Here is a 6,339-nt window from a genome sequence, read left to right as displayed (position 1 = left end):
GTCTAGGAGGTCCGGCGAAAACACCGACAAATAGTGCGGAAACACCGACAGGGGGTTGTCGCTGGGCCTGGAGATCGTGATGGGGCAAGGAAATCCACCATGACCTCTGGGGAGACAGAGATGACCACTCCGCCGTTCAACACCGTCGCCTGGTTCCAGGTCGGCAGCAATCAGCCCGATCAGGTGAAGGCCTTCTACAGGGAACTGTTCGGCTGGAACTTCGCCGAGGACCCGGACGAGGACGGGAAATACGACATCGTCACCTACCCGGGCAATGAGATGCCCGCGGGCGGCATCGCGCATCTGGACGACGCCACCGGCAACCACGCCATCTTCTACGTGCTGGTCGAGAACGTGCCCGCGGTGCTGGCCGCGGCCGAGCAGGAAGGCGGCAAGGTGTTCCTGCAGCCGGTGACCGCCAAGAACGGCCTGGTCTTCGCCGAGTTGCTCGACACCTCGGGCAACCGTTTCGGCGTCTTCAGCCCGCCGCCCGCGAACTGAGCTGCGCCGGTCCCGCGCGCGGCGCGGAGATAGCCTGTCCTGGACGTTGATTCGAGACAGGAGTGTGGACCGTGGGCATGTTCGACCACTTGAAGGACGCGGCGGGCAAGGCGGCGGAGCTGGCGGGCCAGCACGCCGACAAGCTCGAGCCGCTGATCGACAAGGCCGGCGATATGGTGGACCAGCAGACCGACGGCAAGTTCGCCGGCGCGGTCGACAAGGTGCAGGACGCCGCCAAGCAGGCCCTACGTGAGCAGTCGGGGCAGTAGCGCGCGGTCGGGGCAGTAGCGGAATCCGTTCCCGGACACCGGAATCCGGCATCCGGGAGCGGTGCGCGTCACATGGTGGCGGTGTCGATGACGAAGCGGTAGCGCACGTCGGAGGCAACCACGCGCTCGTAGGCCTCGTCGATGCGGTCGGCGGAGATCACCTCGATCTCCGCGCCGATGCCGTGCTCGGCGCAGAAGTCCAGCATCTCCTGGGTCTGCGGAATGCCGCCGATCATCGAGCCGGACAGCGAGCGGCGGAAGCCCGCCAGCGCGGAAGCCCGGACGCTGTACGGCTTTTCGGGCAGGCCGAGCGCTACCAGGCTGCCGTCGAGCCGCAGCAGTTTGAGGTAGTCCTCGATCGGCAGGTCGGCGGAGACGGTGTTGATGATGAGGTCGAAGGAGCCGCGCAACTTCTTGAAGGTGTCGCGGTCACCGGTCGCGTAGTAGTGGTGCGCGCCGAAGCGGCGGCCGTCCTCCTGCTTGGACAGCGAGTGGCTGAGCACGGTGACCTCCGCGCCCATGGCCGCGGCGATCTTCACGCCGATGTGCCCGAGCCCGCCCATGCCGATGATGGCCACCCGCTTGCCCGGCCCGGCGTGCCAGTGCCGCAGCGGCGAGAACAGGGTGATGCCGGCGCACAGCAGCGGCGCGGCCACATCCAGCCCGATGCCCTCCGGAATGGACAGCACGAAGCTCTCGGTCACCACGATCTGCGTGGCGTAGCCGCCGAGCGTGCGCCCGCCCGCCTGCACCTCCTCGGGCACCGCGGAGTTGTAGGTCCAGACCGCGCCGTTGGTGCAGTACTGCTGTTCCCCGGCCAGGCAGGGTTCGCACTTGCCGCAGGAGCCGACCAGGCAGCCCACGCCGACCCGATCGCCGACCCGGTGCCGGGTCACGTCGGAGCCGACGGCGGACACGACGCCGGCGATCTCGTGCCCGGGCACGCACGGGTAGGCGGTGCCGCGCCACTCGTTGCGGGCGGTGTGGATGTCGGAGTGGCAGATACCCGCGTACTTGACATCGATCAGCACGTCGTGCGGGCCGAGTTCGCGGCGCTCGATGGCGATCTTCTCGAAGGCCCCGTCCGGAGCGGACACGGCGTAGGCGGTAGCAGTGCTCATGAAGTCATGCCTACTCCCGCATGCCCGCAATGACCAACCGATCGTTCGATTTCTCACGTGCGGCGCGGCGTGGCAATCCGGGCGCAATCGGTCGTCATGCTGGCGGAATGGCCGTTCTGCTCTCCCTGCTGTCCCTGTGCGCCACCCTGATCGGCGGGCTGGTGGCGGTGCGCATCGGAGACCGCAAGCGCCTGGTGCTCGGCCTGGCCGCGGGCGTGATGCTGGGTGTGGTGGCCTTCGACCTGATGCCCGAGGCGCTGGAACAGGACGACCGCATCATGCTCGGCGTCCCGGTGCCGCTGCTGGCCGCGGTGGTCGGCTTCTTCACCGTGCACGTGATCGAGCGCTCGATGGCCCTGCACACCGGGTACGAGGACGAATTCGTCGCGCACCAGCACAATCACGACTTCTCGTCGCTGGGCCTGTTCGCGGGCGCGGGCCTGGTGTTCCACTCCATGCTCGACGGATTGAGCATCGGCTTCGGCTTCCAGGCCAGCGCGGCGATCGGCGTGGCGGTGGCCATCGCGGTCATCTGCCACGACTTCGCCGACGGATTCAACACCTTCACCCTGACCACGCTCTACGGCAATGCCCGCAAACGCGGCCTGATCATGCTGAGCCTGGACGCCGTCGCCCCGGTGGTCGGCGCGATCATCGGCACGCTGGTGCGGGTCCCCTCGGAATGGGTCGGCCTGTATCTCGGTTATTTCGCGGGCTTCCTGCTCTATCTCGCCACGGCCGATATCCTGCCCGAGGCACATGCGGGCAAACCCGCCCGAGGACCGCTGCTGTGCACACTGGCCGGGGTGCTGCTCATGTTGGCTGTTGCGGCACTGAGCTATTGAAATACTGGTACACCAGTAAGACAGACATGCTCGAGCCGGCGGGCGAACCGCAATCGGGAGGGTCCGTGGACAGCGACACGCGCGGAAGATATCCGGCGGGCGGCGCTACCGGCCCCTACCCGGCCCGGGGTCGGCGGCCCGGCCGCGGCCGGCGCACCTTCGTGCTGTTCATCGTCGCCATCCTCGGCATCACCGGCTTCCTCGGCTACCGCGGCGAACTGCCGCGCTGGCCGTTCCGCGACGACGCCGCCACCGCCGGACTGGCCGGTCCGTCACTGCCGCCCCTGGAAGTCGACCTGATCTCGCGGGCGGCCGAACCGGCCCTGGTGAACATCAACGCGGCCATCCGCCCCTACGGTCTCGGCGCGGCCGGCTCCGGCATCGTGCTGACCGCCGAGGGGGAGGTGCTCACCAGCCATCACGTCATCAAAGGCGCTGACACCGTGACGGTTTCGGATGTCGGCACCGGCGCGACCTACACCGCCACCGTCGCCGGTTACGACTCCGGCGCCGATATCGCCGTGCTGGATCTGAACGGCGCCGGCGGGCTCCCGGTCGCCCACATCGGCAATTCCGCCCCGCTGCATCTGGGCGACGAGGTGCTGGCCATCGGCAACGCGGGCGGCACCGGCTCGCCGACCGTGGTGGGCGGTCCGATCACCAATCTGGATTCGGCCATCGTGGCCCGCAATGCCGCGGACCTGTCGCGGAAATCGCTGCACGGCATGATCGAGGTCGCGGCCGCGGTGGCCGCCGGGCAGTCCGGCGGTGCACTGGTGGACCGGTACGGCTCGGTGATCGGCGTCATCACCGCCGCCTCCGGCGATATGCAGAAGGCAATGGGCAAGGGCCCCAACGGTTATGCCGTTCCCATCGACACCGCCATGAACGTGGTCCGCCAGATCCGCTCCGGGACACCGACCGACACCGTGCACATCGGCCCCACCGCCACCCTGGGCATCCTCACCTCCGACGCGCAACCGGGCGCGCGCATCGACGTGTCCATCTACGGACTGCCCGCCTACGCGGCCGGACTCACCGACGGCGAGGTCATCACCGCCCTCGACGACCGCAGCATCACCAGCTCACAAATGCTGAAAGCCGCACTCAACGCCCATAAACCGGACGATGTGGTGCGGCTCGAGGTCAGCGACCCGACCGGCGGGCACCGGACGGTGAGCGTCACGCTCACCGTCGGCCCGCCCAACTAGAACTTGCTGTTCCAGTACGACTGGAACTGGATGTACACGATCAGTATGACCACCGCGTAGAAGACGGCGACCAGCGTCCACCGCCACTCCACCAGAATTTGCAGCAGCCCCCGTGAGCGGCCCCACAGCATGTAGGTCACGATGGCCAGCAGCGCCGGCGTCACCGTCCACACCACCATGCACCACGGGCACAGCGCGCGGATCTCGAACACCGCGTCCCACACCAGGTAGCAGATGGCGCCCACGCCGAGCAGCAGGCCGAACCACAGCGAGCCGAGGAACCAGCGCGGCATGGAGATTCCGCACACCGCCAGCACGCCGATGGTGACGGCCACCGAGAAGCCCACCACACCGATGATCGGATTGGGGAATCCGAACATCGACGCCGTCGGCGACTCCATCACCGTCGAGCACGAGAGGGTCTGGTCGATGGAGCAGATCGGCTTGTAGCCGGGCTCGGTCAGCAACTTGAACTTCTCGACCAGCAGCGTCGCCGACGCCGCCCAGCCGATCAACGCACCCAGCAGCAGCGGCCAGGCCGAACGGGGACCCGCCGCGATCATCACTTACCCGCGTTCTCGATCGCCGAGGTCATGCCGCCAGGGCTCATGAGCGTCTTGGCGTCCTGCACCTGGGTGCCGTTCACGTACACGGTCGGGGTGGACTGCAGTCCGGTGGCGAAGACGGCCTTGGTCTCGTCCTTCACGAACTGGATGTACTTGCCGTCGCGAATGTCCTGCGCCACCTGCGGATCGGTGTACCCGGCGTCGACGGCGATCTGGACGATCTGGTCATCGGTCATGCCGTTGCCGTTCTCCGGCGGCTGCTTGCTGAACATCGTGCCCAGCCACGCCTGGAACTTCGACGGGTCCGAGGCCGCGACCACGTAGGCGGCATTGGCCGCGCGGGTCGAGTACTGGTTGCCGTTGGAGGCCCGGTCCAGGAAGGAGATGATGTTGTAATCGATGGTGGCGGAACCGTTCTGGACTGCCTTGGCCAGCGCGTCGGAGTTGTAACCCTCGAACATCTTGCAGGCCGGGCACTGCAGGTCGGCGACGATCTGGACCTTCGCCTTGGCATCCGGATTGCCGATGCGGATGGCGCCGCCCGGGGTGACGTTCGGCGGGATCGCGCCCGTGCTCGGGTCGTGGGTGAGGGCCGGGGCGAAGGTGGCCGAGGGGCTCGCGGCGCCCTTGTTGTCGTCGTGCTTGCGCATCGCCAGGCCGATGCCGATGGCGGCCACCAGACCGATCAGGACCGCGGCCACGGCGACCTGGATGAAGATCTTGCGGTTGCGATCGGCCCGCGCCGCCTGCGCGAGCGGATTGTTACGGTCACCCGGTTTAGTGCTCACCTGTGCGCTCACCACGCCTTCCGTTGTCACGACACGTGCGCGCCCATCTTCACCCGAGAACCTGAGAGAAAGCTGCATGTCCGGGTGCCGAGTCGCGCGCGGCACCCGGCGACGAGCCGTTTCCGGTGCCTGACGACGGAAATTCACCCTGTAGGGCGTATATCACTCCTGGCCGAGGCGCTTTTTTTGTTCGGCGATATCGAAGGTCGCGGGCGGCCAGTCCAGCTTGAGACCCTGCAGGGCGTCGATGAGCAGTTCGGTGACGGCCAGCCGGGCGTACCACTTGGCATCGCAGGGCAGGACGTACCAGGGCGCGTAGTCGGTATTGGTGCGATCCAGAACCGCCTGGTACGCCTCTTGATACTGCGGCCAGTAGGCGCGCTCGTCGATGTCGCCCGGGTTGAACTTCCAGTACTTGTCGGCCCGGTCCAGCCGCTGCATCAGCCGCTTCTTCTGCTCGTCCAGTGAGACGAACATGGCCACCTTCACGATGCTCGTGCCGTCGTCCACCAGCTTGCGCTCGAACTTGTTGATCTCGTCGTAGCGCTTGCCCTACACCTCCGGCGCGACCAGCTCGTGCACCCGCACCACCAGCACGTCCTCGTAGTGCGAGCGGTCGAACACGCCGATCTGGCCGCTGCGCGGCAGCTTCTTGCGAATGCGCCACAGGTAGTGGTGCTTCTGCTCCTCCGGCGTCGGCACCCCGAAGGCCGCGTGGTCCACGCCCTGTGGATCCACCGAACCGATCACGTGCCGGACGATGCCGCCCTTCCCCGCGGTGTCCATGCCCTGCAGTACCAGCAGCACGCTGCGGGTGTCACCGGACCGTCCGTTGGCGTAGAGCTTTTCCTGCAGATCCGACAGCACGGCGCGGCGTTCCTCGAGCAGCAGTTCGCCGGCGCGCTTGTCGCCTTCGAACCCCGGAGTCGCGGATGTGTTCAGATCGATCACTTTGACGCCATCGGCTCGTAGCGCCTGGGTGACCGGTTTCGACCAGGATGTCGCCTTCGCCATTCCTCATGCGTAGCACGCGTCGCA

General features: G+C 67.2%; 7 protein-coding genes and 1 pseudogene. 4 read left to right on the top strand and 4 right to left on the bottom strand.

What is annotated here, in order from left to right; translation table 11 throughout:
* Positions 1–120 precede the first annotated feature (120 nt).
* Both ON33_RS28245 and ON33_RS28240 read left to right on the top strand, forming a co-directional pair.
* Complete coding sequence (locus tag ON33_RS28245) at positions 121–501, top strand: VOC family protein (protein WP_040862115.1); 381 nt, start codon at positions 121–123, stop codon at positions 499–501.
* Positions 502–578: 77 nt separating this feature from the next.
* Positions 579–770 (top strand): antitoxin, encoded by a 192-nt coding sequence (locus ON33_RS28240; protein ID WP_040862155.1) that lies wholly within the window; start codon positions 579–581, stop codon positions 768–770.
* A 68-nt stretch (positions 771–838) separates the two neighbouring features.
* On the opposite strand, the gene ON33_RS28235 is transcribed toward ON33_RS28240, so the two are convergent.
* Positions 839–1,891: an NAD(P)-dependent alcohol dehydrogenase gene (locus ON33_RS28235; protein WP_040862114.1), complete on the bottom strand. Its 1,053-nt coding sequence runs from the start codon at positions 1,889–1,891 to the stop codon at positions 839–841.
* 107 nt (positions 1,892–1,998) lie between these two features.
* Between ON33_RS28235 and ON33_RS28230 the strand changes: the two genes are divergently transcribed.
* Together ON33_RS28230 and ON33_RS28225 are read left to right on the top strand one after the other, a co-directional pair.
* The gene (locus ON33_RS28230; RefSeq protein WP_040862113.1) at positions 1,999–2,736 is read left to right on the top strand and encodes a ZIP family metal transporter; all 738 of its coding nucleotides are present in this window, start codon (positions 1,999–2,001) and stop codon (positions 2,734–2,736) included.
* A gap of 65 nt (positions 2,737–2,801) precedes the next feature.
* Positions 2,802–3,947 (top strand): S1C family serine protease, encoded by a 1,146-nt coding sequence (locus tag ON33_RS28225; RefSeq protein ID WP_245550781.1) that lies wholly within the window; start codon positions 2,802–2,804, stop codon positions 3,945–3,947.
* Here ON33_RS28225 and ON33_RS28220 read toward each other — a convergent pair.
* The 3 genes and pseudogenes from ON33_RS28220 to ON33_RS28210 all read right to left on the bottom strand — a co-directional run bounded on the left by ON33_RS28220 (position 3,944) and on the right by ON33_RS28210 (position 6,315).
* Complete coding sequence (locus ON33_RS28220; RefSeq protein ID WP_040862112.1) at positions 3,944–4,510, bottom strand: vitamin K epoxide reductase family protein; 567 nt, start codon at positions 4,508–4,510, stop codon at positions 3,944–3,946. The genes ON33_RS28225 and ON33_RS28220 overlap by 4 nt on opposite strands.
* Entirely contained in the window at positions 4,510–5,301 is a 792-nt protein-coding gene (locus ON33_RS28215) for a DsbA family protein (protein ID WP_040862153.1), read from the bottom strand. The genes ON33_RS28220 and ON33_RS28215 overlap by 1 nt, the downstream gene beginning before the upstream one ends.
* A gap of 162 nt (positions 5,302–5,463) precedes the next feature.
* Positions 5,464–6,315, bottom strand: a pseudogene (locus tag ON33_RS28210) (polyphosphate kinase 2 family protein).
* Positions 6,316–6,339: the final 24 nt, after the last annotated feature.

It is taken from the genome of Nocardia niigatensis NBRC 100131 (genome assembly GCF_000308655.1).
GTDB lineage: Bacteria > Actinomycetota > Actinomycetes > Mycobacteriales > Mycobacteriaceae > Nocardia > Nocardia niigatensis.
This window is presented reverse-complemented; position numbering and strand designations above follow the sequence as displayed.